This is a genomic window from Labrys wisconsinensis, assembly GCF_030814995.1.
GTDB classification, from domain to species: domain Bacteria; phylum Pseudomonadota; class Alphaproteobacteria; order Rhizobiales; family Labraceae; genus Labrys; species Labrys wisconsinensis.
In genome coordinates this window covers 1-25,924 of sequence record NZ_JAUSVX010000002.1, presented here as the reverse complement: position 1 = coordinate 25,924, position 25,924 = coordinate 1, and the positions used below count along the sequence as shown (strand labels likewise).

The window sequence follows — 25,924 nt, the reverse complement described above, 5'->3', positions numbered from 1 at the left end:
ATGTCCCGGCTTCCCATCGCCGTTTCCATGGGCGAGCCGGCCGGCGTCGGGCCGGAGCTCGCGCTGATGGCCTGGCGCCGGCGGACGCCGGACCTGCCCTTCTACCTCCTGGCCGATCCGGCGCTGATGCGCGAGCGCGCCCGCCTGGTCGGGCTCGATGTGCCGATCGAGGCGACGGACGAGGCCGGTGCGGCCACTGCCTTCACCCGCGCGTTGCCGGTGGTGCCGCTCGACAACGCCGCCCGGGTCGAGCCCGGCCAGCCCGATGTCGCGGCCGCCGCCGCGGTGATCGAAGCCATCGACCGCGGCGTCGCCGCCGTGCACGACGGCTTGGCCCGAGCCCTGGTCACCGCACCGATCATGAAGGAGGTGCTCTACCGCGCCGGCTTCGCCCATCCCGGCCATACCGAATATCTCGGCGTGCTGGCGCAGCGCCATTGGGGCGGCGAGCCCGAGCCGGTGATGATGATCTGGTCCGAGCTCGTCGCCGTCGTGCCCGTCACCGTCCACATCCCCCTCGCCGCCGTGCCGTCGGCCCTGAGCGAGGATCTGATCGTCCGCACCGGCACCATCGCGGCCGCGGACCTGCGCTCCCGCTTCGGCATCGCCTCGCCGCGCCTCGCCGTCGCCGGGCTCAACCCGCACGCCGGCGAGGGCGGGGCGCTGGGCGAGGAGGACATCCGCATCGTCGCGCCGGCCGTGGAGCGGCTGCGGCGCGCCGGCATCGACGCCCGCGGCCCGCTGCCGGCCGATACCCTGTTCCACGCCCGGGCGCGCCGGGGCTACGATGTGGCGCTGTGCATGTACCACGACCAGGCGCTGGCGCCGGCCAAGGCGCTCGCCTTCGACGAGGCGGTGAACGTCACCCTCGGCCTGCCCTTCGTGCGGACCTCGCCCGACCACGGCACCGCCTTCGATCTCGCCGGCACCGGACGGGCCGATCCGTCGAGCTTCCTTGCCGCCCTGACGCTCGCCGACCGGTTGAGCCGCTGATGGCCCAGATCGACGACCTGCCGCCGCTGCGCGACGTCATCGCCCGCCATCAGCTGATGGCGAAGAAGTCTCTCGGCCAGAACTTCCTGCTCGACCTCAACCTCACCGCCCGGATCGCCCGGGCCGGCGGCGACCTCGCCGGCGTGACGGTGGTGGAGGTCGGGCCGGGCCCCGGCGGCCTGACCCGGGCGCTGCTCGCCTGCGGCGCGGAACGGGTCGTCGCCGTCGAGCGCGACGAGCGCTGCCTGCCCGCCCTGGCCGAGATCGCCGCGCGCTATCCCGGCCGCCTCGACGTCCACGCCGCCGACGCGCTCACGGCGGACTGGCCGGCCCTGCTCGCCGGCGTCGGCGGCCCGGTCCGCATCGTCGCCAACCTGCCCTACAACGTGGCGACGCCGCTGCTGGTCGGCTGGCTCGAGACCGAGCCCTGGCCGCCGTGGTTCGAGAGCATGACCTTGATGTTCCAGAAGGAAGTGGCCGAGCGCATCGTCGCCGGCGCCGGCGACGATGCCTATGGCCGCCTCGGCGTGCTGGCGGGCTGGCGCAGCGAGGCGCAGATCGTCTTCGACGTGCCGCCCTCGGCCTTCGTGCCGCCGCCGAAGGTGACCTCCTCGATCGTGCATCTTCGCCCGCGTCCCTTGCCGCTGGCCTGCCGCACCGCCGACCTCGAGCGCACGGCCCAGGCCGCCTTCGGCCAGCGCCGCAAGATGCTGCGCCAGAGCCTGAAGGGGCTGCGCCCGGATGCCGCCGCGTGGGTCGAGGCCTGCGGCCTCAGGCCCGAGATGCGGGCCGAGGAAGTGCCGGTCGAAGGCTTCGTCCGGCTCGCCAACAGCCTCGGCGGCTGACGCCTCAGGGCACGGCCATGGCGTCGAGATCCGCCTTCAGCCTCTCGATCAGCTCGGCCACCCTCGCCTTCTCCGCGCGCTTCTGCCGCTCAGCATCGAGGATGGCCTTCAGCCGGACAAAGGTGCTGTCGAGGTCGTTGTTGACCAGGACATAGTCATATTTCGACCAGTGCCCGATCTCGACGCGGGCGTTCTGCAGGCGATGGCCGATGTCTTCGGCCGTGTTCTCGGCCCGCCGCTCCAGCCGCGCCTTGAGCTCCGCCGCCGAGGGCGGCAGCACGAACACCGAGACGATGTCCGGGCGCATGCGCTCGTAGATCTGGACGGTGCCCTGCCAATCGATGTCGAACAGCACGTCACGCCCGGCGGCGAGCGCCTTCTCCACCGGCCCGATCGGCGTGCCGTAGAAATTGCCGTGGACCTTGGCCGATTCCAGCAATTCGCGCTGGTCGCGCATCCGCTCGAACTCGCTGGCCGCGATGAAGTGATAATGGACGTGATTGACCTCGCTCGGCCGCTTCGGCCGCGTCGTAACCGAGATCGACAAGTCGATGTCGCGGTCCTCCGCCAGGAGCAGGCGCGTCAACGTGGTCTTGCCCGCCCCGGACGGCGAGGACACGATCAGCATGAGGCCGCGGCGCTGCAGCGGCAGGCCGGCGGCTGTCTCGGCTCGAAGCCCGGTCATTCGATGTTCTGCACCTGCTCACGGAACTGCTCGACCACGGCCTTGAGCGACAGGCCGGTCGAGGTGAGGCTGACGTCGTTGGCCTTGGAGCAGAGCGTGTTGACCTCGCGGTTGAACTCCTGGGACAGGAAGTCGAGCCGCCGTCCGATCGCCCCGCCCTTGGCCAGGAGGTCGCGCGCCGCCGCGACATGCGCGTGCAGCCGGTCGAGCTCCTCGCGGATGTCGGCCTTGGCCGCCAGCAGGATCGCCTCCTGGTGCAGCCGGTCGGGATCGAGCGCCGGCGCGGCCTCGGTCAGGACCTTGACCTGCTGGGCGAGCTTGTCGCGGATCGCCGCGGGCTGGCGGGCCGGATTGGCCTCCGCTGCGAGCCTCAGCGCCTCGATCTCGTCGATGCGCTGATGGAGCACGCGGGCCAGCGCCTCGCCCTCGGCCACGCGCATGGCCACGCAGGCCTCGAGGGCCGTCTGCAGGCCCACCAGCACTTCGGCATGCAGCACCGCGCGCTCCGCCTCGGTCTCCTCCGGCTCGTCGGTTTCGAGCACGCCCTTGATGGCGAAGAGGCCGTCGAGCCGCGGCGCTGCCGCGTCGATCCGCTTGGAGGCCTGAGCCATCGCCTCCAGCACGGCGTCGAGCACTGCCTGGTTGACCCGCACCGTCGCCGCCGACACCTCGCGCTTGACCGTCAGCCCGACCTGGCACGAGCCGCGGGCAAAGGCCGCAGCGGCGGCGGAACGGGCTTGGGCCTCGAGCGCATCGAAGCCGGGCGGCAGGCGCACGCGGATATCGAGCCCCTTGCCGTTCACGGTCTTGACTTCCCAGGACCAGCGGTTGGCCCCGCTCGCTCCATCGGAGCGCGCGAACCCGGTCATGCTCGTAACGGCCATGCGGCTGCTCATCGACAGGAGGACGAAAGAGGTAGCGGACCATAGTGGTCCGGGCGGCGACGCTCAAGCCGCCCGATGCAAGGTCCCGGGGTCAGAGCTTCGGGACGTTCTGCGGCGAGTTGAGATCGAAGGTCTTGTTGAGCAGCGGGTCCTTCTTGGTGTTCTCGACCGGGTCGGAGAACGTGCGCTGCTTCTTGCCGTTCTGGGCCGGCAGGTCCTGTGGCGCATTGGCCGGGTCGGCGGCAACGGGTGCCGGCGCGGGCGCCGCCGCCGGGGGAGCCGCATCGGGCGCCGGCGGCGGCGCGGCGGGCGTCGTCGCCGCCGGCGGCGGCGCGGGCGCATTGGCCTGCTGCTGCGACTGGCGCCAGCGCGCCACGTTCTTGTTGTGCTCGTCCAGCGTCGTGGCAAAGGCGTGGCCGCCGGTGCCGTCGGCGACGAAGTAGAGATCCTTGGTCTGCGACGGGTTGGCCACAGCTTCCATGGCCGCGCGGCCGGGGTTGCCGATCGGCCCCGGCGGCAGGCCGTTGATCGTGTAGGTGTTGTAGGGTGTGGACTGGTCGAGGTCGGCGCGCGAGATCGGCCGGTCGAGCTTGCCCTTGCCGCCGACGATGCCGTAGATCACGGTCGGATCGGACTGCAGGCGCATGTTCTTCTGCAGGCGGTTGATGAACACGCTCGCCACGCGCGGCCGCTCGTCGGCGAGCCCGGTCTCCTTCTCGACGATCGAGGCGAGCGTCACCAGCTCGGCCGGGCTCTTCAGCGGCAGGTTGGGCGAGCGCTGCTTCCAGATTTCGTCCAGCACCCGGCGCTGCTCGGCCTCCATGCGGGAGAGGATCTGGGCCCGCGTCGTCCCGCGCTGGAACTTGTAGGTGTCCGGCAGCACCGATCCCTCCGGCGGCGGCGGCGGGGTGTCGCCGGTCAGCACATCGTCCTGGGACAGGCGATCGACGATCATCTGGCTCGTCAGGCCCTCGGGCAGGGTGACGGCATGCTGGATGCCCTTGCCTTCGGTCAGGATGTCGACCACGCCGCGCATCGACACGCCCGGCTTGAACAGGTACTCGCCCGCCTTCAGGCCGTCCGCCATGCCCAGCACCCGCGTCGCCGTGGCGAAGAACAGCGGGCTGTCGATCACCCCGGCCTTCTCCAGGGCATCGGCGATGTCGGTCGTGCCGGCGCCGCGCGGAATCAGCACCGTCTTCTCCTCGCCGAGCGGGCCGGGAGCCTCCATGGCGCGGGTGCCGAGGAAGAGCGCCCCGCCGCCCAGGATCACCACCAGGAACAGGAGGGAAATGACGGAATGACCGAACACGACCCAGGGGTTGCGCACCCGCGCCGAACGGGACGGCGGCGGCGGCACGCTCTCCGGTTCGATCGCGGCGCGGGCGCTGCGCGGGGTCGAGCGGCCGCCGAAGGACGGGCGGGATCGTCCGGCCTGGAATCCGCTGTCGCGATCATCAGCCATGGGAACCTCACACCACGTCAAACGAAAACCGGCATGATCGCCGAATATGGCGAAAGTCCGAGTCAGGGATCGCGCCGGGCGATCCGGTCCACATCGGCGAGACGTCCGTGCCCCACCCGCGGGCGGGCTCGAAATCTCGCATGATCTCAAAACATTAGCAGAGTCTCTTGAATCGGAGCCGGGTCCGGTCAAAGAGATTCCGCTTCGCCGGCGGATGGCCGCCGCCGGGCCTCAGGCGACCCGGCGCAGCACCAGCGAGGCGTTGGTGCCGCCGAAGCCGAAGGAGTTCGACAGGACCGTGTCGATCTTGCGCTTCCTGGCGACCAGCGGCACGAGATCGACGGGCGTCTCCATCGCCGGATTCTCCAGATTGAGCGTCGGCGGCGCGATCTCGTCGCGAATGGCCAGGATCGAGAAGATCGCCTCGATGGCCCCGGCCGCGCCGAGGAGATGCCCGGTGGCCGACTTGGTCGAGGACATCGACAGGTTCGCCGCCGCATTGCCCAGGAGGCGCTCGACCGCGCCGAGCTCGATCGTATCGGCCATGGTCGAGGTGCCGTGGGCATTGATGTAGTCGATGTCGGAAACGGAAATCCCCGCCCGCTTCACCGCCATCTGCATGCAGCGATAGGCGCCGTCGCCGTCCTCCGAGGGAGCCGTGATGTGGTAGGCGTCGCCCGACAGGCCGTAGCCGATCACCTCGGCATAGATGCGCGCGCCGCGTGCCTTGGCGTGCTCGTAGGCCTCGAGCACCACGCAGCCCGCCCCCTCGCCCATGACGAAGCCGTCGCGGTCCCGATCATAGGGGCGCGAAGCCCGCGCCGGCTCGTCGTTATAGGCGGTGGAGAGCGCCCGGCAGGCAGCGAAGCCGGCCAGCGCCAGCCGGCAGACGGGCGATTCCGTGCCGCCGGCGACCATCACGTCGGCGTCGCCGTACTGGATCAGGCGGGCGGCGTCGCCGATCGCATGCGCGCCGGTCGAGCAGGCGGTGACGACGGCATGGTTCGGGCCCTTGAGGCCGTGGCGGATCGACACCTGGCCGCCGGCCAGGTTGATCAGCCGGCCGGGAATGAAGAAAGGCGAGATGCGCCGCGGGCCCCTGTCCCGCAGCGTGATCGCCGCCTCGTCGATGCCTTGCAGCCCGCCGATGCCCGAGCCGATGAGCACGCCCGTGGCGATCTGGTCCTCCCGGGAGGAGGGATGCCAGCCGGCGTCGTCCAGCGCCTGCGTGGCCGCGGCCATGGCGTAGACGATGAAGTCGTCGACCTTGCGCTGCTCCTTCGGCTCCATCCACTGGTCGGGATTGTAGGTCCCGTCCGTGCCGTCGCCGGCCGGCAGCAGCCCGGCGATCTTGGCGGCGAGATCCTCCACATCGAACCGGCCGATACGCACGATGCCGCTCTTGGAGGCAAGGATGTTCGCCCATGTCGAAGCGACATCGCCGCCGAGCGGCGTGACCATGCCCAGACCGGTAACGACGACGCGCCTCATAGAACCTCCCGCGGCCGGGGAAGCGGTGCTCCCCGGCTCTTCCTGTCCGACAATGCCGAGAACGCCTTAGGCGGTGGCCTTGGTGAGGAACTTCACGGCGTCACCGACGGTGAGGATCGTCTCGGCGGCATCATCGGGAATTTCGCAGCTGAATTCCTCCTCGAACGCCATGACCAGCTCGACGGTGTCGAGGGAGTCCGCGCCGAGATCGTCGATGAAGCTCGCATTCTCCGTCACCTTGTCGGCGTCGACGCCGAGATGCTCCACCACGATCTTCTTCACGCGCTCCGCGATATCGCTCATCGTTCTTTCCTTCGATACACTTGAATGCCTGACGGCGCCGACGCCATCTGCTCGGCAGACCGGCATCGGCATGGTTCAATCGCCGGCCCCCGTCTATCGACAAGCATTCCAGCGTCGTGCCGGAAGGACCTTGCGTTCCCTCCGGTATTGTCGTCGACCTAAGCAGGTTTGCTCCGATCGCGCCACAGGCGTCGTCTCGAAGGACCGGACCGGATCGAAAATTCTGCTTTACTTCCAAATCCCGGCGATCGCTCCGGGATCAGGAAAGCCCGCCTGCAGCGGTGCTTAACACACTTCCTCGGCGCTTGCCAACAGCGGGACCGACACGGCGAGGGCGATGCACAGCTTCGAATAAGCCTTTCAAATCATTGCCATTCCGCCGTTGACATGCAAGGTCTGTCCGGTGACGTAGGCCGCTTCCTCCGAGCTGAGGTAGACCACCGCCGCAGCGATTTCGTCGGGCAGGCCGAGACGGCCCGCGGGCACCGCGCCGAGGATCGATTCTTTCTGCTTGTCGTTGAGGACATCGGTCATCGCCGTCTGGATGAAGCCCGGCGCGACGCAGTTGACGGTGATGCTGCGGCTGGCGACCTCCGCGGCGAGCGCCTTGGACATGCCGATCATGCCGGCCTTGGAGGCGGCATAGTTGCCCTGGCCCGGGTTGCCGGTGACGCCGACCACGGAGGTGATGCCGATGATGCGGCCGAAGCGGCGCTTCATCATGCCCTTGATGGCGGCCCGGTTCAGGCGGAAGCCGGCAGTGAGGTTGACGGCGATGACCTCGTCCCACTCCTCGTCCTTCATGCGCAGGAACAGGTTGTCGCGAGTCAGGCCGGCATTGTTGACGAGGATGTCGAGCCGGCCCATCGCCGTCTCGGCCGCTGGCACCAGCGCGTCGACCTCGGCCCTCTCGTTGAGGCGGCAGGGCAGGACATGGGTCCTCTCCCCGAGCTTGCCGGCGAGGTCCTCCAGCACCCCGACGCGCGTGCCGGACAGCGCCACCGTCGCTCCCTGGGCGTGCAGCGCCGTGGCGATCGCCGCGCCGATGCCGCCGGTCGCGCCGGTGACGAGCGCGGTCTTGCCAGTCAGATCGAACATGACGTTCCCTTCCCTCTCACCTCATCCCGGCCGGGTTCCGCCCGGAGCTACCCCAGCGACGCCCGGAACGCCGCCACATCGTCGGGCGTGCCGACGGCGATGCTCTCGGTCCCCGCCGCGATGCGCTTGACGAGCCCGCTCAGCACCTTGCCCGCACCGATCTCGACGAAGCGGGTCACGCCCTGCTCCGCCATGAACGTCACGCTTTCGCGCCAGCGCACCGTGCCCGTCACCTGCTCGACCAGGCGCCGCCGGATCTCGGCGGGATCGACGATCGGCCGGGCCAGGACATTGGCGACGATCGGCACGGCCGGGGCCGCCACCGCCACCTCGGCCAGCGCCTCGGCCATGACCTCGGCGGCCGGCTGCATCAGGGCGCAATGGAAGGGGGCGGACACCGGCAGCAGGATCGCGCGCTTGGCCCCCCTGGCCTTGGCGATCTCGACCGCCCGCTCGACCGCGGCCTTGGCGCCCGACACCACCACCTGGCCCGGCGCGTTGTCGTTCGCCGCCGCGCAGACCTCGCCCTGCGCCGCCTCGGCCGCCACGGCCACCGCCTGCTCGAAATCGAGGCCCAGCAGCGCCGCCATGGCGCCGGTGCCGACCGGGGTGGCCGACTGCATCGCCCGGCCGCGGATGCGCAGCAGCCGGGCGGTGTCGGCGATGGTCAGGGCGCCGGCCGCGGCCAGCGCCGAATATTCGCCGAGCGAATGGCCCGCCACGAAGGTCGCCTGCGTCTTCAGGTCGAGGCCAGTCTCGTCCTGCAGCACGCGGAAGGCCGCCAGCGACACCGCCATCAGGGCCGGCTGCGCGTTCTCGGTCAGCGTCAGCTCGGCGTCCGGCCCGTCCCACATCACGCCGGTCAGCGCCTGGCCCAGGGCGGCGTCGACCTCGTCGAACACGGCCTGGGCCACCGGGAAGGCCTGCGCCAGCGCCTTGCCCATGCCGACCGCCTGGCTGCCTTGTCCGGGAAAGGTGAGAGCAATGCCCATCGCAATCCTGCCTCGTGATGCCGGCCGCCGGGCGTTCAGGCTTGCGCGGCCCGGCGGGAACGGGCGCGTTGAGACAACGCCCGGGCGGCGAAGTCAAGCGATACGCGCGGCCGCTGGACTCGATGCTGCAGCAAGCGTCACAATGGCGAGCAAAGACGGGATCGTCCCATGAGCCTCATCGCCTATCTCACCACCATCCGATTCGAGTTCGGCGCCGTCTCCGAGATCGGTCAGGACCTCGCCGATCTCGGCATCGGCCGGCCGATGATCGTCGCCGATGCCGGCGTGGCCGCAGCCGGGCTGGTCGACCGCCTGCGGGACGCGGCGGCGCTGCTGCGCGATGCGCCGCTGTTCGACGCCGTTCCCTCCAACCCGACCGAGGAGGCGGCCCTCGCCGCCTGCGCGCTCTACCGGGCGGAGCGCTGCGACGGGCTGGTGGCGGTGGGCGGCGGCTCGCCGATCGACCTCGCCAAGGCTGTCGCGCTGCTGGCCACCCATTCCGAGCCGCTGGAGAGCTACGCCGCCATCCTCGGCGGCCAGCCGCGGATCACCGCGGCGGTGGCGCCGGTCGTCGCGGTGCCGACCACGGCCGGCACCGGCAGCGAGGTTGGACGGGCGGCGCTGGTGACGCTGAAGGACGGGCGCAAGCTCGGCTTCATCTCGCCCCACCTCATCCCCAGGCGCGCCGTCTGCGACCCGGAGATGACCATCGGCCTGCCGCCGCGCCTCACCGCCGCGACCGGCATGGATGCCGTCACCCATTGCATCGAGACCTATCTGTCGCCGCGGGACAATCCGCCGGCGGAGGCGATCGCCCTCGACGGCCTGGCCCGCGCCGCCGCCTGGCTGCCCAAGGCGGTGGAGAACGGCACGAACCGCCATGCGCGCCGCGAGATGATGATGGCGGCGCTGGAGGGCGGCCTGACCTTCCAGAAGGGGCTCGGCGCCGTCCATTCCCTGTCGCACGCCCTGGGCGGGCTGAAGTCGCCCTCGTTGCATCACGGCGCGCTCAACGCCGTGCTGCTGCCGGCGGTGCTGCGCTTCAACGAGAGCGTGGCGCGGCCCAAATATGCCGAGCTGCGCCGGGTGCTCGGCCTGCCGGCGGGCGCGGACCTGGCGCATTGGGTGGAGACGCTGAACGCCCAGCTCGGGCTGCCGCGCACGCTCAAGGAGATGGGCACCCCGCACGAGGTCTTCTCCGCCATGGCCAAGGCGGCTTTCGCCGACCATTCCACCGCGACCAATCCTCGCCCCGCCACGGAGATGGACTTCGCGGTGCTGCTGGAAGAGGCCTGGGACTGAGCTCGCCGCGGCAAGAGGGGGGTCGCCGGCCCTCGGCTCAGGCGGAGCGGCGGCGGGTCTCGGCCGAGGCGGCCACCGGCGCCTTGGCCTGCGCGTGCGGCCAGACGTGCCGCGCCGCGATCCCGAAGAGATAGCCGACCTGGAACACGGTCGCGGCGAGGAGGAAGATGCCGGCCATCTCCAGCGCCGACCAGGGATGCGTCAGCGCGCCGGCCGCCGTGATCAGGCCGGAGAAAACGACCATGCTGATCACCAGCGCGAGCAGCCGCGCGAAGAGACCGACCGCGGCGCCGGCAATCAGGCTGCTGACGAAGATCATGAGCATGGCGGCCAACTCCCTGTCCGAGGGTGGCGCGAAGCCGTTTCCAATTCGTTAACGCAACCCACGTCCGCAGTCCGTTCCGCAGGGCACGGCCCAGCGACATCGGACGGAACATGGTTAATAAAGTGTTAAAGCAATAGCCAAAAAACTTCGATACTAACCATACGCTCCACATTCCGTCGCGGGTCGCAACTATTTGAGATAATATTTCGTTAAATCCAAGGCGTGGCTTGGAGCGCTCGTTGTGTACCAGCACAGGATCGTGGAGGCGGCGGATTCGGCAAAGTCTCTTGCCGCCCCGCCTTCCAATCATTTACCGCATATCACGATCTCCGCGATGCTCGCGGCAGTCGATTTCCTGTCTGTGACAGTCTTTGTTGCGTCGTCCATCCTGATATACGCGAAAATCTCGGTTCCCGTCGTCCTCCAGCTCGGCGACATCATCGCCTTGTCGACCGCTTCGGGTGGGATGGTCTTCCTCGTTCTCCTGTTGCAGGGCCGCTACCAGCTGCACAACATCGTGCTGCGGCGCATTCAACTGATATCCTTCCTGCAGGCCTGGGGAATCTGCATCCTGCTCGCGCTGTGGGCGGCCTTCCTGACCAAGACCTCGGCGACCTTCTCACGCGGGGCGATGTCCCTCGCCTTCGGGCCGGGCTTCCTGCTCGCGCTGGGCTGCCGCATGGCAGTGGTCGAGGGCATCCGGCGCCTGTTCCTCGAACGGCGCCTGACCCTGGCCTCCGCCTTCCTGATCTATGCCGGCGACGCCGAGGACAAGGTGGAGGCGGCTGGCGCCCTCGCCGCGAACGGCATCGCCATCACCGGCCTGCACCAGCTCGACACGGTGGCCGTCGCCCGCGGCGACGTCGAGCTCGCCGCCATCGAGGCTGCCCAGGCGGCGCAGCAGACGCTGCTGGCCGAGCGATACGACACCATCTATCTCGCCGTGCCCTGGGTCGAGGGCGCGGTGCTGGCGCGCCTGCTGCCCGCCCTGTCGCGGCTGCCGCTCCCCGTCCTGCTGCTGCCCGACGGGGCGACGCGTGCCTTCATCGCCGGCCGGCGGGTGGAGCTGGCCGGCACCACCGCCTTCGAGGTGGTCCGCCCGCCGCTCTCGGTGTCCGAGCAGGCGGCCAAGCGGATGATCGACGTGACGCTGGCCAGCGTCGGCCTGATCCTGCTGCTGCCGCTGCTGGTGCTGGTCGCCCTCGGCGTCTGGGTCAGCTCGGGGCGCCCGATCCTGTTCCGGCAGATGCGCCGCGGCTTCGGCGGCCGGACCTTCGGCATCCTCAAGTTCCGCACCATGCGGGTCCTGGAGAACGGCGCCGAGGTGCGCCAGGCCGAGCGCAACGATCCCCGCGTCACCCCCTTCGGGGCGCTGCTGCGCCGGTCCAGCCTGGACGAGCTGCCGCAGCTGTGGAACGTGCTGCGCGGCGACATGTCCCTGGTCGGCCCGCGGCCGCACGCCCTGGCGCACGACAACCATTACGACGCGCTGATCAGCACCTATGCCATCCGCCAGCACGTCAAGCCCGGCATCACCGGCTGGGCCCAGGTCAACGGCCACCGCGGCGAGACGCGGGAGGTCGGCGCGATGGAGAAACGGGTCGAGCACGACCTCTGGTACATCAGCCATTTCACGCTGTGGCTGGACATCCGCATCCTGCTGCGGACCGCGATCCTCGCCTTCTTCGACAAGAAGGCCTACTGACCGCCATCGGCCGATCGACGAGGGAGCCGCCGCTCGGCGGCTCCCTCGTCGATCCTGCGCAGGCAGCGCTCACCCCAGGCACTGCTTGATGTAGGCGATGCGCTGAGCGCCGTTCGGGATCTTCTTGTCGATCGCTTCCTTGGTGCAGTCGAGCCGCCCCTGCGCCACGCAGAGCTGGAACTGGTCCATGCGGTCGGCGCCCTTCAGGCCGCTGGTCTTGCCGGTCTCGCGGCAGGCCAGGCGCTTGCCCGAAAGGGGTTGGGCCTTGTGCTTCTGCGGCGTGGCGGCAGGCGCTGCATCGGGGGCCGGCGCCGCGTCTGCGGCGGGCTGATCGGCAGGTGCCGCCGGTGCCGGCGTCGTCTGGGCCAGCGCCGGCCAGCTCAGAAATCCGGCCACGAGGACGGCAGCTGCAAAGGATGGTCTGATCGCCATATGAGCTCTCCAGGAAAGTCGGGAGTATGCGAATCCGAAACTCCCAAACCCGGGAAACCTTCCGCGACGATCGGGGCGAAATAGAGACTGCACCGCGGCAGTCAGGTGCGTTGCAGAGCCGCAACGCTGCGTCATGTCGCTTCGAACCCGGTATCAAAGGCGCGGCGCTTGCGCTATGACCGCGACGATGGTCCCGGGCCCCTCCCCTCGATTCCAGGTGCCGCCCCGCCGGCGGGACGACCTCGTTCGCCCGTCCGGGCCGCGGCCGCCGCAGGCCCTCGCCGCATGACACCCGACCGCCCCGCACGCCGCCTCGCGCGACTGGCCCTGCTGCCGCTCAAGATCCTCGTCGCCGCGCTGATTCTGATCGACGAGGTGGTGCGGCCGCTGTACCGGCCGCTCGCCCGCTGGATCTCCTCGCTGAGGCTGATGGCGGCCATGGAGGCGGCGATCGCCGGCCTGCCGCGCTATGCCGTCCTCCTGCTGCTCGCCGTCCCTTTCGCCATCGCCGAGCCGATGAAGCTGCTCGGCCTCATATGGCTCGGGCGCGGCCTGTTCGTTCCCGGCATCGTCGTCACGGTGCTCGGCCACCTCATCAGCTTCATCCTGGTCGAGCGCATCTATCAGGCCGGCCGGGACAAGCTCCTGACCTTCGCCTGGTTCGCCTGGCTGATCGGCCTGATCACCCGGGTGCGCGACGCCATGACGGCCTGGGCCAAGGCGACCGCCTTCTGGACGTTCGTCCAACGCATGCGCGCGGCGACGACGGCCTGGCTGAAGACATGGCGTACCCTGGAATGAGACGAGGTATCGGAATGAGGTCGTGGCGAGTTGCGGGCGCGGTGCTGGCGCCCCTGGTCCTGGCGGCGTGCCAGTCGGGCGCGGTCAAGTCCTCGGCAGCGCCGCTCGGGCGCAACGTCATCGCCTGCCGCAATGCCGAGACGATCGCGGTGCTGCATGCCGGCGGCCCGCGCTTCCAGCGCATCGCCGACAATGAGATGGCGAGCGGCAATTGCCGGGTGTTCCAGGCCGCCCATGCCGTCCGCGACCGGCAGCTCGAGCGCGGCCTTCTCGGCTTCGTCGACCCCGGCACCGGCTATCGCTACTGGGCCTACCCGCCGGGCTGACCGGCCCGTCGGCCGCTTCAGCGAGCGGGGTCCGGCCGGGCGCGGCCGCCCAGCGCCTTGCGGACGGCCGGCACGACCTCGGTGCCGAAGAGCTCGATCGAGCGCATCAGTGCCGCATGCGGCACGGCGCCGATGCTCATCTGCATGAGGAAGCGGTCATGGCCGAAATGCTCGTGCTGGAACAGGATCTTGTCGACGACCTGCTGCGGGCTGCCGACGAAGAGCGCGCCGCGAAGCTGCCGTGAAGCCTCGAACTGCGCCCGGCTGGTCGGCGGCCAGCCGCGCTCGCGACCGATGCGCGACATGGTCTCGGCATAGGGTGGGAAGGCGATCTCTGCCGCTTCCTGCGAGGTCGGCGCCACGAAGCCGTGCGAATTGATGCCGACCGCCAGGCCTGCGGGATCGGCACCGGCCTTGCGGCCGGCGTCGCGGTAGAGCCTGACCAGCGGTGCGAACTGTTCGGGCAGGCCGCCGATGATCGCGATGGCGAGCGGCAGGCCGAGCGTTGCGGCGCGCTTCACCGACTGCGGCGTGCCGCCGACCGCGACCCATACCGGCAGAGGCGACTGCACCGGGCGGGGATGGACGCCGAGGCCGCGGAGCGGCGCGCGGAAGGCGCCCGACCATGTCACCGGCTCCTCCCGGCGCAGGGCCAGGAGGAGGTCGAGCTTCTCGGCGAACAGCGCGTCGTAGTCGCCGAGGTCGTAGCCGAACAGCGGGAAGGATTCGATGAAGGAGCCGCGGCCGGCCATGATCTCGGCGCGGCCGTTCGACAGGAGGTCGAGCGTGGCGAATTGCTGGAACACCCGCACGGGGTCGTCCGAGCTCAGCACCGTCACCGCGCTGGTCAGCCGGATCGTGCCGGTGCGCGCCGCGGCGGCCGCGAGGATGACCGCCGGCGCCGAGGCGAGATAATCCCGGCGATGGTGCTCGCCGACGCCGAACACGTCGAGACTGAGCTGATCCGCCAGCTCGGCCTCCTCCAGAAGCCCGGCCAGGCGCTGCGGCGGCGTAGGCGCGACGCCGGTCGTCGGATCGGGCGTCGCCTCGACGAAGGTGAAGATGCCGAACTCCACGGGGCTCGTCTCCGATGGCGCGAGGGATCGGCTTATATAGGGTGCGCCGGCGCCGCGCGGGATGGCGGCGCCGATGTTCGAGTGGGGCTCCTAGCCCAGTTGCTCGATGACGATGCGCCGGAGCTCCTCGCGGCTGAGCGGGCAGGGTTCGGGGCGCCAGCGCGGATCCGAATCGCGCCGGGGGATCTTCGGCTCCGGGCTGCGGAACAGGGGACGGGCCGGCCTGGTCGCCGGCTTGGTTTCGTGGGTCGTTTGCATGGAAGTCCTGAGATCGCGGCCACATGGCGCGCGACGAGTGGGTGTGATGGGACCGATTCCCTCGCACGGGCGGGCCGCCGCATGGCGACCGGGCATCATCCGGAGGGGCTGTGAAGGGTCCCGGCGCTCGATCAAGGAGCGAGAGCCTGCCGGGCCGCATCGGTCCGAGCCTGATATGGGGCCGCCCCGTCCGATCCGCAAGGCCGGCGACGGCGTTTCGCCGCCCGGCCTCGGATCGCGGCCGCTATCGTCCGGATCGATGTCGGAAAATTCCGATGGTGGGCGCACCAGGGCTCGAACCTGGGACCCGCTGATTAAGAGTCAGCTGCTCTACCAACTGAGCTATGCGCCCATCGGAAAAAGCCGCAGCGCGGGGTTGCCGCGCTGGACGGGGGCCATGTAGCAAAGCGAACCGGCGCTGTCCAGCGCCGATATTGCAATTTCGCGACCGCCCTGCCCCGCCGCGGCCATTTCCGGCCGCAAGCGCCTGACGGAGCTTGCGAATATCGATCGGAACCGGGGGGCTCCCCGTGTCGTTTCGCGCCATAAGTGTGGTAGGATGATCGAGGTCGGCCCTCGAACGGGCCGACTCGTTGGGAAACATGGACGGCCGCCAAGGCCGTTCCGCAAGGGAGACTGAACCATGCTCCGTTCCGTATCGATCTGCTCCCTCCTGGCCCTGGGGGGCGCCCTGGCCTTTGCCATGCCCGCCCAGGCGCTCACCATCCAGGAATGCGGCACCAAGTATCAGGAGGCCAAAACCGCCGGCACGCTCAAGGGCATGAAGTGGAACGATTTCCGCAAGAGCCAGTGCGGCGACCAGGACGTCTCGCCGGCCGACGCGGCCGCCGCCGAGACGGCGCCGCCCGCAACGCCGGCGGCCGCGCCTGCGACGCCTGCCGCGCCGACGCCCACGGTCAAGGCCGGCAATGCCGTGTTCCCCGCCGCGATCTCGAAGGAGTTCGTCAACGAGACCCCCGGCAAGGCCCGCCTGCACACCTGCGCCGCCCAGTGGCGAGCCAACAAGGCCAGCAACGGCAACGGCGACCTGAAGTGGATCCAGAAGGGCGGTGGCTACTGGAGCCAGTGCAACGCCAAGCTGAAGGCCGCGACGCCGGGCTGAGCGGCCGTCGATCGCCTCGCGAACCGATGACGGAGCGGCCGCCCTTCGGGGCGGCCGTTCGCGTCGCCGGACCGCCTATCGGACATCACGACGATCGCGCCGCTGCGGCCTCCGCCGCACCGGCGTGATCCTGCCCCCCGGATCCGACTCATGGAAGTGGAACTCAAGGCCGAGGGTCACGCGCGCGCCCTCAACAACGCCGTCGCCATCACGGTCGTCGCCCTGTCCGTGGTGATGGCGGTCTCCAAGATCAAGGACGACAACATCGTCCAGGCCATGCAGAGCGCCAAGGCGGATGCGCTCGACACCTGGAACGAATACCAGGCCGAGCGCCTGAAGCTGCATTTCGCCGAGCAGAGCCTGATGATGGCCAAGCTGCAGACAGCCGCTCCGGCCGCCGACGTGCAGGCCGCGATCGCCGGCCTGCCAGCGACGATCGCCCATTACGAGCAGGCCTCGAAGGACCTCGCGGAGAAGGCCAAGGGGTTCCAGGCCGAGTACGACGCCCTGAACTTTCGCGACGACCAGTTCGACCTGTCGGACGCGGGCCTGGCGATCTCGCTTTCCCTGGCGGCGGTGGCAGCCCTGACCGGGCTGTGGTGGCTGCTGGGCATTTCCTGGCTGTTCGGCGCCGGCGGCCTGGTGATGGCCCTCGCCGGCTTCGCCGGCTGGTCGATCCACCCCGACTGGCTGGTCGGCATCCTGACCTGAGCGGAACCTCCCGGGCGGCTGCGCGTTCACGTGCCGTGACGAAGCAGGGAAACACGGTCATGCTGACAGGCGAGCAGGTCCGCGCCGCGCGCGCATTGCTGGGCTGGTCCGAGGACCGTCTGGCCGAGGCGGCCAGCCTCAGCCCGGACACCGTCCGGCTGTTCGAGAATGGTCAGCCGGCTCACTACCAGGCGACGTCCGACCGGCTGCGACGGGCGCTGGAGGCTGCCGGAGCGGAATTCTTCCCGGACAATGGCAGCGTTTCCGTCCAGTTCGGCAGCAAGGCCCGGGAGGGCGCGGCGCCGGACGGGTCCAACGCCGAGGACGACTGACCGGCCTCACAGCGGCCCGATTCCGGCCGAGCGCGTGCTCGCCTCGTCGAAGCACAGATCCAAGACCCGCTGCAGGTCGGCGGCATGGCGGAAGGACGGCTCGTCGTTGCGCCCCGCCGCCACCGCCGCGGCGAACTTCTGATAGTTGGTGCGCACGGGCTCGCTGACCACGTCGCGCCAGGCCTGGGTGTGCACGTCGGTCCCCGAGCACATGCGGATCGTGGTGAAGGCGGAGCCGTGGTCGAGCTCGATCGCGCCGAGCGTGCCGTAGACCGACAGCTTCAGCGTGTTGGCATAGCCGGTCATGAAGCGGCTGGCATGGATGACGCCGAGCGCGCCGTTCTCGAAGGCGACCGACAGGAGGGCGCTGTCGTTGGCATCCAAGGGATAGTCGCCGATCCGGTCGCCCGGCGCCTTGTGGAAGGTCTTGAGCCGCGCCTGCAGGGAGACCGGCGCCATGCCCACGGCATATTGGGTGAAGTCGAGGATGTGGATGCCGACGTCGCCGAGCACGCCCTTCGAGCCATGGGCCTCCGACAGCCGCCACAGCCACATCGGCAGGGTCTGCCAGTCGCCCCAATGATTGCCGACCAGCCAGCTCTGCCGGTAGGAGGCCTCGACATGGCGCACCTCGCCGATCTCGCCGGCTGCGATCAGCGCCCGTGCCTTCTGCAGGGCCGGCACGTTGCGATAGGTCAGGTTCACCATGTTGACGAGCCCGCCCGCCTCTGCCGCGTTGGCCATGGCGTCGGCCAGCGGGAAGGTCTCGGCCAGCGGCTTCTCGCAGAAGACGTGCTTGCCGGCGGCGAGCAGCCTCATCGTCGTGGGGTAATGCGCCGAATCCGGGGTGACGTTGGCCACCGCGTCGAACTCACCCCAGGCGATGGCCTCGTCGAGGTCGCCGAAGGCGCGGGCGATGCCGTTCTGCTCGCAGAACAGGCGCGCCCGCGTCTCGTCGATGTCGACGCCCGCCACCACCTCGACGAGGGGATCGGCCTGGAAGGCCCGGGCATGGTTCGCCGCCATATGGCCGGTGCCGAGGACCAGGATGCGCACTTTGCTCATGGAGGCGGTGCCTGCGAAGGAGAGCTGGAGAGGGAAGGACAGGTCGAGGGGAAGCTGCCGGGCCGGGCGGACGCCGGCACGGCCTTGTCGAGCGGAACCGCAGGGATCCCGCATGCGGGCGGCACCGGATGCATCTCCGGCCGCCCCGTGGGCGCAGGAGGGACGCCCGGGCCGCTCCTCACGGACCTGCCTGCGATCGGCGCTCCGGGCAGCGGCTCAGCGGAAGCCCTCTTCCCCGTCGGCGTGCAGGCGCGGCCCCTTGACCGTGAGCGGCACCGGCGCCGTCTCGGGCGGCACGTTCGGCGCCTGGTTGACCCGCTTCCAGGCCGTCGCCGGGTTGTAGGCCCAGCGCGTGGCGTTCGCCAGCACCTGGCGGACCACCGGGTGGTGATAGGTCGGATAGGCTTCGTGGCCGGGGCGGAAATAGAAGATCCGTCCGGCGCCGCGCTGGTAGGTCAGGCCGGAGCGGAACACCTCGCCACCTTCGAACCAGGACACGAACAGCGTCTCCATCGGCTCCGGCACGGTGAAGGGCTCGCCATACATCTCCTCGTGCTCGATCTCGAAGAAGGGCGGCAGACCCGCGGCGATGGGATGGTTGGGATTGAGCACCCAGAGCCGCTCGACCTCGCCCGCCTCGCGCCAGGACAGGGCGCAGGGCGTGCCCATCAGGCGCTTGAAGATCTTCGAGAAATGGCCGGAATGCAGGACGATGAGGCCCATGCCCTCCCAGACCCGCTCCTGCACCCGCTGGACGATCTCGTCCTTGACCTCGCCATGGGCGGTGTGGCCCCACCACACCAGCACGTCCGTGGCCGCGAGCCGCTCCACCGTCAGCCCGTGCTCCGGCTCGTCGAGGGTGGCGGTCTCCACGCTGATGCCGCCGGCGGCCCGGAGCACCCCGGCGATCTCGCCATGGATGCCCTCGGGGTAGAGCCGGCGCACCAGCGCATTGGTCTGCTCGTGGCGATTTTCGTTCCAGACAAGCGCGCGTATGGTCATTCCGTCATCCCTTTGCACCGTATCGCTCCGGGCCGGGCCGCCCGATCATGGCTTGGGCCCGCGATCCCGCCCCGATTTCGCTGTCGATCCGCCGGCGCCGCGCCGGCTCCCGGCGAAGGGCGCCAGCTGCGGCTCGGCCCGACCGGAACTCCCCCGGACGTCGCGCCTGTGCCGGCGGGCGGGCGCGCCGCGTCATTGCAGCCTCGGCAGCGCCGCCCCGTCCTTTGCGAAGACATGGCAGGCTTCGCCGGGTATGCCGATATTGAGGCGAGATTTTGCCCTGACCGGCGCATCGCCGCCGGCCCGTACCGTCATGAGCTTGCCGTCCGGGGTCCGCACATAGAGGAAGTAGCTCTCGCCGAGCTCCTCCACCACATCGACCTCGCCGGGAATCGAGCCATCGCCGTTGCTATCGGTCAGGTGCTCCGGCCGCACGCCGAGCTTGACCTTCTCGCCGGCCGCAAGGCCGTCGCCCCGCACCTTCGCCACCACGGAACCGCCGCCGGGAAGCGCGACCTTCACGCCGGAGGCGTCCGCCGCCATCACCTCCGCGTCGACGAAATTCATCTGGGGCGAGCCGATGAAGCCGGCCACGAACAGGTTCTTCGGCCGGTGGTAGAGCTCGAGCGGGGCGCCGACCTGCTCGACATTGCCGGCGTTGAGCACCACGATCTTGTCGGCCAGGGTCATGGCCTCGACCTGGTCGTGCGTGACATAGACCATGGTCGCGCCCATCTCGGCGTGGAGCTTGGCGATCTCGATGCGCATCTGCACGCGCAGCGCCGCGTCGAGGTTGGAGAGCGGCTCGTCGAACAGGAACACCTTGGGCTCGCGCACGATGGCCCGGCCGATGGCGACGCGCTGGCGCTGGCCGCCGGACAGCTGCCTGGGCAGACGGTCGAGCAGCGGCGTCAGCTCCAGGATGCGGGCGGCCTCGCGCACCTTGGCGTCCGCCTGCTCCCTGGAGACCTTCGCCAGCTCCAGGCCGAAGCCCATGTTCTCCTTGACCGTCATGTGCGGATAAAGCGCGTAGGACTGGAACACCATCGAGATGCCACGGTCCTTCGGCGTCTCGTCGTTGACGCGCCGCCCGTCGATCAGGAGGTCGCCTGACGTGATGTCCTCCAGCCCGGCGATCAGGCGCAGCAGGGTGGACTTGCCGCAGCCCGAGGGGCCGACGAACACCACGAAGTCCTTGTCCTCGATGTCGAGGTTGACGCCGTGGATGGTCTCGATCCGGCCGAAGGACTTGCGGACATTCTTCAGGGTCACGGTCGCCATGGGTCAACCTTTCACGGCACCGGCGGTGAGGCCCGCCACGATTTTTCTCTGGAAGATCAGCACGAGGACGACGAGGGGCACGGTCACGATCACCGAGGCGGCCATGATGTTGCCCCAGGGCAATTCATGCTGGGTGGCGCCGGTGATCAGCGCGATGGCGACCGGCACGGTACGCTGCTCGTTGGTGAGCGTGAAGGTCAGGGCGAACAGGAACTCGTTCCAGGCGGCGATGAAGGCGAGCAGGCCGGTGGTGACCAGCGCCGGCCACATCAAGGGCAGGAACACCCGCCGGACCACGATCCAGGGCGTCGCGCCGTCGACGAAGGCCGCCTCCTCCAATTCGCGCGGCAATTCGCGCATGAAGGTGGTCAGCACCCAGACCGTGAACGGCAGCGTCAGGATCAGGTTGGCGAGGATCAGGCCGGGCATCGAGTTGTAGATGCCCAGGCCCCGGATCAGCTCGAACATGCCCGAAAGCACCGCCACCTGCGGGAACATCGAGACGGCGAGGATGGTCATCAGCAGCGTGCCGCGGCCGCTGAAATGCACGCGTCCCAGGGCGTAGGCCGCGGTCACGCCGAGGAAGAGCGAGATGACGACCACCGTCACCGCCACCACGATCGAGTTGAGGATGTTCCTGGCGAAGGGCTGCTCGCGGAACACCGAGGCGTAATTGTCGAAGGCGAAGACCTGCGGCAGGTAGGTCACCTTGAACAGGTCCGAGCCGGACTTCAGCGAAGACAGGATGGCATAGTAGAACGGGAACACCGCATAGATCACGATCAGCGCGACCAGCGCCCAGAACCCGATCGTCTTCAGGATGGCAGCGGGTTTCATCAGCGTGCCTCCTCCGACAGACGGACCTTGCCGGCCGTCAGCGCGACGGCGGTGATGATCGCGATGATGACGAACAGCAGCGTCGCCGCCGCCGAGCCGATGCCGACCTCCTGGAAGTCGACGAGCTGCTGGCGGGCATAGCCGGACATCGAGATGGTGTCGCGGCTGTTGGAGGTCAGGACATAGATGAGATCGAAGATGCGCAGGGCGTCGAGGGCGCGGAAGATCACCGCCACCATCAGCGCCGGGCGGATCAGCGGCAGCGTCACCCGGAAGAACACCTTCACCGGATGCACCCCGTCGACCTTGGCCGCCTCGTAGCAATCGGAGGGCAGCATCTGCAGCGCCGCCAGGATGAGGAGCGCCATGAACGGCGTCGTCTTCCAGACGTCGACCATCACCACCGCCCACATCGCCGTGTCGGCATTGGCGGTCCAGGCGACCGGCGAGGAGATGACGTGCAGGCGCATCAGGAGGTCGTTGATGACGCCGAACTGGTCGTGCAGCATCCAGCCCCACATCTTGGCGGAGACGATGGTCGGGATCGCCCACGGCACCAGCACCGCGGCGCGGACGAGGGCACGCCCCTTGAAGTCGGCGTTGAGCACCAGCGCCACGATCGTGCCGAGGATCGTCTCCAGCACGACCGAGACGACGGCGAACCAGATGGTGTTGTAGACCGCGCGCCACCACAGCGGCTCGACCAGCAGGCCGGCCCACTCCCCGTCATAATTGGCGAGGTAGTTGTCGAAGCCGACGAACTCGGCCTTGGAGAGGTCGGAGAGGTTGGCGTCGGTGAAGCCGAGCCAGATGGTGCGGATCAGCGGCCACCCTGCCACCAGCGCCAGCACCACCAGCATGGGCGCGAGGAAGAGCCAGGCCGAGCGCAGCTTGGCACGCGTCAGTTCGGAACGATTGGCCATGGTCCCTGCCCAGAGGGGTTGTCGGGTCCTGAGAGGATGCGGCATCAGGCGCGGGTCGGTGCGGCGCGGCTTCGGCCCGGCGAGGGAAGGAAGTGGCGCCGCGGACATTGGCGTCGCGCGGCGCCCAGTCGGGAGGAGCCTTCAGATTTCCGCCGCTACCACTTGTTGCGCTTGATCCTCTTCAGCTCGCCGTCCAGCGAGGCGAGCGAGGCGTCCGCCTGTGCCTTGCCCGAAAGCACGGTGTGCACCGCGTTCCAGAAGGCGTTGGAAACCTTGTTGTACTTGTCGCCGGTGATCTTGGAGGGACGGGCCACCGCGCTGGTGAAGGTCGCCTTGAGGCTGCCGAAGAACGGCACCGCCTTCAGCACGTCCGGGTCCTCGTAGAGCGCGGCGATCGTCGGGTTGTAGGATCCGGCGATGGCGCGGCGCTTCTGCTCCTCCTTCGAGGTCAGGTACATGACCAGATCGGCCGCCGCGTCCTGGTTCTTCGAATATTTCGACACGGCCAGCTGCCAGCCGCCGAGCGTGCCGGTGTTCTTGCCGTCGGCGCCGCCCTTGGGCAGGGCCGAGACGCCGACCTTGTCCTTGATCGGCGAATCCGCGTTGTTGGCCAGCGACCAGGCATAGGGCCAGTTGCGCATGAAGGCGGCATTGCCGCTCTGGAAGACGCCGCGCGCTTCCTCCTCGCCATAGTTCAGGACGCCGTCCGGCGTGATCTTGCCGATCCAGCTTGCCGCCAGCGTCAGGGCCTCCACCGCCTTCGGATTGTTGATGGTGATCTTGCCGGCGCCGTCGACGATGGCGCCGCCGCCGAAGCTGTCGATCCACTCCAGGGCATCGCAGGTCAGGCCCTCATAGGCCCTGCCCTGGAACACGAAGCCGAAGAACTTGTCGTTGCCGGCCTTCCTCTCGCCGTCCTGGATCTTGGTGGCGGCCTCGGTCAGCTCCTGCCAGGTGGCCGGCGGCTGCAGGCCGTATTTTTCCAGGAGGTCCTTGCGATAGTAGAGCACGCCGGCATCGGTGAACCACGGCATGGCGAGCAGCTTGCCGTCGATGGTGTTGTTGTCGATGATGGCCGGGAAATGCGCCTTCTCCGCGCCCTTGGAATAGGGGGCGAGATCGATGAAATGATTGCCGAGGATGCCCGGCCAGATCACGTCGACCTGGAACACGTCGATGTCGCCGGCGCCGGCCGAGAGCAGCTGCTGGTAGAGCGCCAGGCGCTCGTTGGTGTCGTTGGGCGTCGAGATGATCTTGACGCTATTGCCGGTCTTCTTGGCCCAGGCTTCGGCTCCCTCCTTGCACAGGGCCAGTTCCTGGCCGACGGCGCCGCAGGAGATGCCGATCTCCGCCGCATGGGCGAGGCCGGTCATGGCGATGGTGGCTGTAGCGGCAAGCAGCAGGCGGCGAAACATCCAGTCCCTCCCTCCGGGGTCCGCGGCACCGCTCCCGGACGGGACGGAACATGGCGCGGACGGTCGCGTTTCCTCGACGGGCGCCTCCCGTTGCCGGAGGTCGCCAAGCGCTCCCAAAGCGCTTTGGATATTGATGCTCGGCCGCCATGGCTTTGTCAAGGGGGCGAGCTCGCCAAGGAACGAGGCGCTCGCGCCGCCGGGCGGAGCCGAGCTGGGGAGGACGCCAAACCGCTGACGGAATTGATCCTTCCCCGATCGGCCTGCGCCGTCCGCTCTCGTGGCGGCGGCTCTGTTGCCGGCAAATTGGGCTTGCCAGCTTCAAAGCGCTTTGACAGACTGCCGCTCAAGCAAGCGCCGCGACAACAGGCGCGCTTCGACCGGGAGGATCGATGCGGTGAATCTGAAGGAGCTTGCCGAGCATCTCGGCCTGTCGCAGACCACGGTCAGCCGGGCGCTGAACGGCTTTCCCGAAGTCGGCGAGAAGACGCGCCGGCGCGTGGCGGAAGCGGCCAGAGAGTTCCACTACCGGCCGAACGCCAGCGCGCGCAAGCTCGCCACCGGTCGGGCCGGTGCGCTCGGCATCGTCTTCTCCACCGGGCGCAACCTGCTGCTCGACCCGATCTTCACCGACTTCCTCGCCGGCGTCGCCGACGGCAGCGCCGGCAGCGACACCGACGTGCTGGTGTCCTCGCCGCGCGGCGACGAGGCGGAAACCTATCGGCGCATGGCGCGGGCGCACTCGGTCGACGCGGTCATCCTGTCTTCGCCGCTGGTGGAGGATGCGCGCGTGCCGCTGCTGCAGCGCCTGCGCCTGCCCTGCGTGGTGCACGGCCGCACGCGCAGCACCGCGCCCTGCGCCTTTCTCGACATCGACAACGAGGAAGCCTTCCGCAATGCCACCGGCATGCTGGCCGATCTCGGTCACCGCCGAATCGGCCTGATCAACGGCGATCCGGGCTTCACCTTCGCCCTGCACCGCGAGCGCGGCTGGCGCGAGGCGCTCGCGGCGCGCGGGCTGCCGGCACCCCCCGCCCTCGCCCGCAGCGCACCGATGACCGAGGAGAACGGCTATCGCCTGGCCCGCACCCTGTTCGAGGCGGCGGAGCCGCCGACCGCCCTGATCTGCTCCTCGATCTTCGCCGCCCTCGGCGCCATGCGCGCCGCCCGCGACAGTGGTCGCGCCATCGGCCGCGACCTCTCGCTCGTCGCCCATGACGACGGCCTGGCGGCCATCCGGCCGGAGACGCTGACCCCGGCTCTCACCACCACCTTCTCCTCGATCCGCGCCGCCGGCGCGCGCATCGCCGAGATCGCCCTGGCGCTGGCGGAGGGCGCCGATCCCGCCGCCCTGCGGGAAGTCTGGCCGGTGGATCTGGTGTTCCGCGGCTCCACCATGCCGCCGCCGCGGGATGCGGCCTGACCCGCGCCCCCGACAAAGAGCCCAGGCCTCGCGGCGCGGCCGAACCCTCATGTCAATCGGGATAGGGGGGAAGCCTTTGTGGCCTCCACCCCTCCCCCACCACCCGGCATGCGGGTCCGCACCGGGCGGTTCGAGGAGTTGAGGTTATGCGAGCCTTGGCACGCCGAGGCTGTCGAAGTAGGCGATGGGGAGGACGCGGTTCAGGAGCAGGCGGCTGTTGTGCCACCAGCATCGTGAGTTTGCCGCGACCGTCCTTGCATCCGTTTCGCTCGCCCCGAGTGCGCGCATTTGCCGGTACATGGTCGAGCCCCGCTTCCATTGCTTGAGTTGCAGGGCTCGCAGCCTGTGACGCAGCCATTCGTCCAGCTTGGCGAAGACGCTGGGCGTTTGCGCCAGCCGGAAGTACCCCTTCCAGCCCGGCACGTACCGCCTCAGCTTCTCGCTGACCTGGGCGAGGCTTTGCCCGCCGCTGCGCCGCGTCAGTTGCCGGATGCGCTGGCGATAGGTCGCCAGTGCCTTCTTGGCCACCTTGCGCTTGACCGCTCCCCCGGGCGCCTTCCACAGCTCGAAGCCGAGGAACTTGCGTCCGAAGGCCGGAGCGACCGCCGTCTTGGTCTCGTTCACCACCAGATGCAGACGCGCGTAGAGCCGGCGCAGGGCTGCCAGCACGCGTTCGCCCGCCTTGCGGCTGCGGACATAGACATTGCAGTCGTCGGCGTAGCGGGCAAAACGATGCCCATTCCGCTCCAAGGCGCGGTCGACGTCGTCCAGCAGGACATTGGCCAGCAGCGGCGACAGGGGGCCGCCTTGCGGCGTGCCCTCATGGCGCTCGAT

The 25,924-nt window shown here is 69.4% G+C and carries 28 protein-coding genes and 1 tRNA gene; 10 read left to right on the top strand and 19 right to left on the bottom strand.

The window, feature by feature from the left end:
* Together pdxA and rsmA are read left to right on the top strand one after the other, a co-directional pair.
* A complete protein-coding gene (gene pdxA / locus QO011_RS06525) occupies nt 1-993 on the top strand; it encodes a 4-hydroxythreonine-4-phosphate dehydrogenase PdxA (protein ID WP_307269366.1) in 993 nt (330 codons plus the stop codon).
* A complete protein-coding gene (rsmA, locus tag QO011_RS06520) occupies nt 993-1,838 on the top strand; it encodes a 16S rRNA (adenine(1518)-N(6)/adenine(1519)-N(6))-dimethyltransferase RsmA (RefSeq protein WP_307269360.1) in 846 nt (281 codons plus the stop codon). Before pdxA ends, rsmA begins: the two co-directional genes overlap by 1 nt.
* A gap of 4 nt (nt 1,839-1,842) precedes the next feature.
* Here rsmA and gmk read toward each other — a convergent pair whose 3' ends face one another.
* The 7 genes from gmk to fabD form a co-directional block, all read right to left on the bottom strand.
* On the bottom strand, nt 1,843-2,523 hold the full coding sequence (gene gmk, locus QO011_RS06515; protein ID WP_307269357.1) for a guanylate kinase: 681 nt from the start codon (nt 2,521-2,523) through the stop codon (nt 1,843-1,845).
* A complete protein-coding gene (locus QO011_RS06510; protein WP_307269354.1) occupies nt 2,520-3,407 on the bottom strand; it encodes a YicC/YloC family endoribonuclease in 888 nt (295 codons plus the stop codon). The genes gmk and QO011_RS06510 overlap by 4 nt, the downstream gene beginning before the upstream one ends.
* Before the next feature lie 91 nt (nt 3,408-3,498).
* Nucleotides 3,499-4,872 (bottom strand): endolytic transglycosylase MltG, encoded by a 1,374-nt coding sequence (gene mltG, locus QO011_RS06505; RefSeq protein ID WP_307269352.1) that lies wholly within the window; start codon nt 4,870-4,872, stop codon nt 3,499-3,501.
* 231 nt (nt 4,873-5,103) lie between these two features.
* Nucleotides 5,104-6,363, bottom strand: coding sequence for a beta-ketoacyl-ACP synthase II (fabF, locus tag QO011_RS06500; RefSeq protein ID WP_307269348.1), 1,260 nt, complete (start codon nt 6,361-6,363; stop codon nt 5,104-5,106).
* A gap of 66 nt (nt 6,364-6,429) precedes the next feature.
* Nucleotides 6,430-6,666: an acyl carrier protein gene (locus tag QO011_RS06495; protein ID WP_307269346.1), complete on the bottom strand. Its 237-nt coding sequence runs from the start codon at nt 6,664-6,666 to the stop codon at nt 6,430-6,432.
* Between the two features lie 360 nt (nt 6,667-7,026).
* Nucleotides 7,027-7,764 carry a 3-oxoacyl-[acyl-carrier-protein] reductase gene (fabG, locus tag QO011_RS06490; RefSeq protein WP_307269343.1) on the bottom strand — a complete coding sequence of 246 codons (738 nt, stop codon included), beginning with the start codon at nt 7,762-7,764 and terminating at the stop codon, nt 7,027-7,029.
* 47 nt (nt 7,765-7,811) lie between these two features.
* On the bottom strand, nt 7,812-8,756 hold the full coding sequence (fabD, locus tag QO011_RS06485) for an ACP S-malonyltransferase (RefSeq protein ID WP_307269341.1): 945 nt from the start codon (nt 8,754-8,756) through the stop codon (nt 7,812-7,814).
* A gap of 168 nt (nt 8,757-8,924) precedes the next feature.
* On the opposite strand from fabD, the gene gbd reads away from it, so the two are divergent.
* Nucleotides 8,925-10,058, top strand: coding sequence for a 4-hydroxybutyrate dehydrogenase (gbd, locus tag QO011_RS06480; protein WP_307269339.1), 1,134 nt, complete (start codon nt 8,925-8,927; stop codon nt 10,056-10,058).
* 37 nt (nt 10,059-10,095) lie between these two features.
* Here gbd and QO011_RS06475 read toward each other — a convergent pair whose 3' ends face one another.
* The gene (locus QO011_RS06475) at nt 10,096-10,383 is read right to left on the bottom strand and encodes a hypothetical protein (RefSeq protein ID WP_307269337.1); all 288 of its coding nucleotides are present in this window, start codon (nt 10,381-10,383) and stop codon (nt 10,096-10,098) included.
* Nucleotides 10,384-10,717: 334 nt separating this feature from the next.
* Here QO011_RS06475 and QO011_RS06470 point away from each other — a divergent pair, with 334 nt between their 5' ends.
* Nucleotides 10,718-12,088, top strand: coding sequence for an exopolysaccharide biosynthesis polyprenyl glycosylphosphotransferase (locus QO011_RS06470; protein ID WP_307269335.1), 1,371 nt, complete (start codon nt 10,718-10,720; stop codon nt 12,086-12,088).
* A 69-nt stretch (nt 12,089-12,157) separates the two neighbouring features.
* On the opposite strand, the gene QO011_RS06465 is transcribed toward QO011_RS06470, so the two are convergent.
* Nucleotides 12,158-12,520: a hypothetical protein gene (locus tag QO011_RS06465; RefSeq protein WP_307269332.1), complete on the bottom strand. Its 363-nt coding sequence runs from the start codon at nt 12,518-12,520 to the stop codon at nt 12,158-12,160.
* Between the two features lie 285 nt (nt 12,521-12,805).
* On the opposite strand from QO011_RS06465, the gene QO011_RS06460 reads away from it, so the two are divergent.
* The gene (locus QO011_RS06460) at nt 12,806-13,321 is read left to right on the top strand and encodes a hypothetical protein (RefSeq protein WP_307269329.1); all 516 of its coding nucleotides are present in this window, start codon (nt 12,806-12,808) and stop codon (nt 13,319-13,321) included.
* Nucleotides 13,322-13,335: 14 nt separating this feature from the next.
* Nucleotides 13,336-13,647: a hypothetical protein gene (locus tag QO011_RS06455; protein WP_307269326.1), complete on the top strand. Its 312-nt coding sequence runs from the start codon at nt 13,336-13,338 to the stop codon at nt 13,645-13,647.
* Nucleotides 13,648-13,664: 17 nt separating this feature from the next.
* On the opposite strand, the gene QO011_RS06450 is transcribed toward QO011_RS06455, so the two are convergent.
* The 3 genes from QO011_RS06450 to QO011_RS06440 all read right to left on the bottom strand — a co-directional run bounded on the left by QO011_RS06450 (nt 13,665) and on the right by QO011_RS06440 (nt 15,333).
* Nucleotides 13,665-14,723 carry an LLM class flavin-dependent oxidoreductase gene (locus QO011_RS06450; protein WP_307269323.1) on the bottom strand — a complete coding sequence of 353 codons (1,059 nt, stop codon included), beginning with the start codon at nt 14,721-14,723 and terminating at the stop codon, nt 13,665-13,667.
* A 90-nt stretch (nt 14,724-14,813) separates the two neighbouring features.
* A complete protein-coding gene (locus QO011_RS06445) occupies nt 14,814-14,981 on the bottom strand; it encodes a hypothetical protein (RefSeq protein WP_307269320.1) in 168 nt (55 codons plus the stop codon).
* Between the two features lie 276 nt (nt 14,982-15,257).
* Nucleotides 15,258-15,333 (bottom strand) — tRNA-Lys (locus QO011_RS06440).
* Between the two features lie 291 nt (nt 15,334-15,624).
* Here QO011_RS06440 and QO011_RS06435 point away from each other — a divergent pair.
* From QO011_RS06435 to QO011_RS06425, 3 genes are all read left to right on the top strand, one after another.
* Nucleotides 15,625-16,104 (top strand): hypothetical protein, encoded by a 480-nt coding sequence (locus QO011_RS06435; protein WP_307269317.1) that lies wholly within the window; start codon nt 15,625-15,627, stop codon nt 16,102-16,104.
* Between the two features lie 150 nt (nt 16,105-16,254).
* On the top strand, nt 16,255-16,815 hold the full coding sequence (locus QO011_RS06430) for a DUF4337 domain-containing protein (RefSeq protein ID WP_307269315.1): 561 nt from the start codon (nt 16,255-16,257) through the stop codon (nt 16,813-16,815).
* Between the two features lie 59 nt (nt 16,816-16,874).
* Nucleotides 16,875-17,147, top strand: a complete 273-nt coding sequence (locus tag QO011_RS06425) for a helix-turn-helix domain-containing protein (protein WP_307269314.1) — start codon at nt 16,875-16,877, stop codon at nt 17,145-17,147.
* A 6-nt stretch (nt 17,148-17,153) separates the two neighbouring features.
* On the opposite strand, the gene QO011_RS06420 is transcribed toward QO011_RS06425, so the two are convergent.
* The 6 genes from QO011_RS06420 to QO011_RS06395 all read right to left on the bottom strand — a co-directional run bounded on the left by QO011_RS06420 (nt 17,154) and on the right by QO011_RS06395 (nt 23,670).
* Complete coding sequence (locus tag QO011_RS06420; RefSeq protein WP_370881913.1) at nt 17,154-18,212, bottom strand: Gfo/Idh/MocA family protein; 1,059 nt, start codon at nt 18,210-18,212, stop codon at nt 17,154-17,156.
* Nucleotides 18,213-18,428: 216 nt separating this feature from the next.
* Nucleotides 18,429-19,214 carry a ThuA domain-containing protein gene (locus QO011_RS06415; RefSeq protein WP_307269313.1) on the bottom strand — a complete coding sequence of 262 codons (786 nt, stop codon included), beginning with the start codon at nt 19,212-19,214 and terminating at the stop codon, nt 18,429-18,431.
* A 192-nt stretch (nt 19,215-19,406) separates the two neighbouring features.
* A complete protein-coding gene (locus QO011_RS06410; RefSeq protein ID WP_307269311.1) occupies nt 19,407-20,495 on the bottom strand; it encodes an ABC transporter ATP-binding protein in 1,089 nt (362 codons plus the stop codon).
* A gap of 3 nt (nt 20,496-20,498) precedes the next feature.
* A complete protein-coding gene (locus QO011_RS06405) occupies nt 20,499-21,332 on the bottom strand; it encodes a carbohydrate ABC transporter permease (RefSeq protein WP_307269309.1) in 834 nt (277 codons plus the stop codon).
* Nucleotides 21,332-22,255 carry a carbohydrate ABC transporter permease gene (locus tag QO011_RS06400; RefSeq protein WP_307269306.1) on the bottom strand — a complete coding sequence of 308 codons (924 nt, stop codon included), beginning with the start codon at nt 22,253-22,255 and terminating at the stop codon, nt 21,332-21,334. The genes QO011_RS06405 and QO011_RS06400 overlap by 1 nt, the downstream gene beginning before the upstream one ends.
* A 155-nt stretch (nt 22,256-22,410) precedes the next feature.
* Complete coding sequence (locus tag QO011_RS06395; RefSeq protein ID WP_307269304.1) at nt 22,411-23,670, bottom strand: ABC transporter substrate-binding protein; 1,260 nt, start codon at nt 23,668-23,670, stop codon at nt 22,411-22,413.
* A gap of 394 nt (nt 23,671-24,064) precedes the next feature.
* Here QO011_RS06395 and QO011_RS06390 point away from each other — a divergent pair, with 394 nt between their 5' ends.
* Nucleotides 24,065-25,090: a LacI family DNA-binding transcriptional regulator gene (locus QO011_RS06390; protein ID WP_307269300.1), complete on the top strand. Its 1,026-nt coding sequence runs from the start codon at nt 24,065-24,067 to the stop codon at nt 25,088-25,090.
* Nucleotides 25,091-25,234: 144 nt separating this feature from the next.
* Here QO011_RS06390 and QO011_RS06385 read toward each other — a convergent pair.
* On the bottom strand, nt 25,235-25,924 hold a 690-nt coding region (locus QO011_RS06385), incomplete at its 5' end, for a group II intron maturase-specific domain-containing protein (protein ID WP_307269299.1).